At 52.8% G+C, this 3,243-nt stretch carries 1 pseudogene; it reads right to left on the bottom strand.

Annotated elements, in window-relative coordinates:
• A pseudogene (locus ACQQ6X_RS18870) lies at positions 1-3,243 on the bottom strand (amino acid adenylation domain-containing protein); the annotation flags it as partial.

Raw genomic sequence — 3,243 nt, 5'->3', positions numbered from 1 at the left:
AGCTTGATCCTCCTGCTTCAACGCCTGGATATACGCCTGTTGCTCTGCTTTCGGCATTTTGCGTATATCTTTGAAGGAAAGGTCGCTATCTTTGTGACGGAATACCATCTGCAATGGCTCCTGACCGTGTCCGGTCTCAAACTGATAGAAATTCGTCCGCAGCGCTTCATGACGCTGTGTCAGCAGATCCAGGCTCTTGCGGAAAATAGCAACATCAAAGCTGCCATGCTGATCAAACGACGCTTGCTGAAAGTATGCGCCTGAGTCCGGTTCCATCAGGTTATGGAACAGCATCCCCTTTTGCATCGGAGAAAGAGCATACACATTTTCCAGCTCGCCCACAGAAGCCGTTTGCTTCGTCAATTGTTCCAGCTGTTCCAACGATAAGCCTTTGAACAAGATATCGCTTGGCGTTAGCTCACTTCGCTCTTGAGACGCGCAATGCTTGATTACTTCCTGCAAGCTTTCCTGCAGCAGCCGGGCAAACTTCTCTACGTTTTGCTGATGATATACTTGGCTGTCATAGCGAATTTCCAAGGTCAGCACGCCTGCTGTAATCATACCGTTCACATTCAGCGGCTGCTCCAGCACGGTGCGGTCACTCAGCGGCTCTCCACCTGGATGTGAAGACAGCGTGATTTCCCCATGTTCTAAGTCCTGATCAAATTGTCCCAAATAGTTAAAGCTGATCTCAGGCTGTAGGCTCAAGCAAGAATTAGCATCATCCTGAGACATATATTTCAAGATACCGTAGCCAATGCCCTTATGCGGCACATGGCGCAGGTCCTCTTTTACCCGCTTGATGCGCTGTCCTACTTCTAATGTTCCATCCACATCCAGCAGCACCGGATACTGGCTTGTAAACCAGCCCACCGTACGTGTGATGTCGATATCTGAAACAATGGCTTCCCGGCCATGACCCTCCAGATGGACCAGCACACGCTTCTGCCCACTCCAGTTGTACAATGCGGTGCCGAGTGCGGTTAACAGCAGATCATTGACCTCGGTGTTGTACGCCCGATGCGATTCCTGAAGCAGCAGTCGGGTTTCCTGTTCGCTCCAAGCTACAGTCACCGTCTCACTGTCTCTGACCAGCAAAGGCTGTCCTGCCGCTCTTTCGTGATCCTTAGGTAGTGATGCGACTTCGATGTGGCCAAGGCGCTGCCAGTATTCGCGTTCATTTTCGACGGCTGGACTGTTCGCATATTGAGACAATCGCTCTGCCCAAGCAGAGAACGAATCCGTTTTATATGGCAAGCGAATCGCTTCTCCCCGAACGGCCTGCTCATATCCAGTCGCAAAATCCTCAAACACAATCCGCCATGAAATGCCGTCTACGACCAAATGGTGGATCGCGATCAGTAAATGATCTCCATCCATGCAGCGGAAAAGTCCCAGCTTCACCAGTGGCCCTTCATCCAGACGAATAGAGCTTTGGATGGCATTAGCTTGCGTTTCAATCGCCATTACCACATCCGCCGTGTCTTCAACGCCTGTCAAATCGACAACGTCCAAATGATACAGTTCGCCTTCCTTTACACCGCGATTCCACGCTTCATAGCCCTGTTCGGTCTGACGGAAGACCATACGCAGCGCATCATGATGCTCCGTCAGCTTGGTCACCGTGTGATGCAATGCATCTAGATCGAAGCCTTCTGCTCGATGCAGCATCACCGACTGGTTGAAATAATGCGGCTCTGCCGACGATAGTCCAAAGAACCACTGCTGGATCGGAGTCAGCTCGACGCTGCCCGAAACTTCGCCCTGATCGGCTGTACGGCTAACGTTGTGTACATGACCGCTTAGCAGCGAAATGGACGGATATTGGAACAAATCCTTCATATCCAGCTTGTAGCCCGCTTGCAGCAAACGGGAGGATACCTGGATCGCTTTGATCGAATCGCCGCCCAGATCAAAGAAATTATCCAGAATGCCGACGCTCTTCGCTCCTAATACCCCCTGCCAAATGGAAGCTAACGTCTGCTCCAGCGCTGTGCGCGGCGCTACATAATCCGCTCCGCTTTGCAGGCTGCCTTCCGGTGCAGGCAGGGCCTTGCGGTCGATTTTACCGTTCGGTGTCAGTGGCATCTGCTCCAGCTGAATAAAGTACGAAGGCACCATGTAGTTGGGTAATTCTTCACCCAGCAAGCTGCGTAGTTCACCCGCGCTTACTTCTCTTTCGGCGACATAGTACGCCACCAGTTGGTTTTGCCCCTGCTCGTCCGCTTGCGCCAGTACAATGACCTCTTGCACGTCTTCCACTTTCAGAATCTGTGCCTCGACCTCGCCCAGCTCGATCCGGTAGCCCCGGATTTTCACCTGATGGTCGATCCGGCCCAAATATTCGATGTTGCCGTCTGGCATCCATCTTGCCAAGTCCCCCGTCCGGTACATTCGCTCATAGCCGGCTTCACCCACCGCAAACGGGTTTGTTACAAATTTCTCAGCCGTCAGCTCTGGTCGATCTAGATAACCCCGCGCCAGACCCGGACCGGATACGCACAGTTCACCCGCTACACCTACCGGCGCCAAATGTCCATGCACATCCACCATGTATACCCGATGATTCGGCACAGGGCGTCCAATGGAAATGAGTTGTCCTGCCCTCGCATCCTCGGATACCGGCCAGATCGACGTCGCCACTGAGTTTTCAGTTGGACCGTAGCCGTTATAGTACGCCACCTGATCCTTCCATTTGTATACCAGTTCGGTGGAAGAGGCTGAACCCGCAGTAAACAGAATACGCAGGTGCGGCATCCGTCCCGGCTCCAGATACACTGCATAAGTCGGCGGCAAAGCGGCCACGGTAATCCGGTGATCCGCCATATATTGCTCAAACCGCTCGTAGTTCAAAATCGTCTCTGTCGTTGGCACGTACAACGTGGCTCCGCAGAACAGCGCCTGGAAGATTTCCCAGCAAGCCGCATCAAACGAGTAGCTGGCAAATAGCAGCGCATGATCCGACGCACGAATCTGAAGTGTCTGATCAAAATACGTTTTCAGATTGCACAGTCCGTGGTGCTCCAGCATCACGCCCTTCGGCTGCCCGGTTGTCCCCGACGTATAAATGACATATGCCAGATCATTTGGACCAGATAGCGGCTCCAGATTGGAACCATCCTCGTGGTACACACTTTGTGCTCCATCCAGCACCAGCACGTGACCGTCAAACGCGACTTTGTCCACCAGATGACTTTGTGTCAACAGCAGCTCTGCTCCCGAATCGTCCAGCATGTAGCGAAT

The organism is Paenibacillus ottowii (assembly GCF_050516475.1).
GTDB classification, from domain to species: domain Bacteria; phylum Bacillota; class Bacilli; order Paenibacillales; family Paenibacillaceae; genus Paenibacillus; species Paenibacillus ottowii.
The sequence above is the reverse complement of the archived record's forward strand: the minus strand, read 5'-3'. Positions and strand labels throughout refer to the sequence as shown.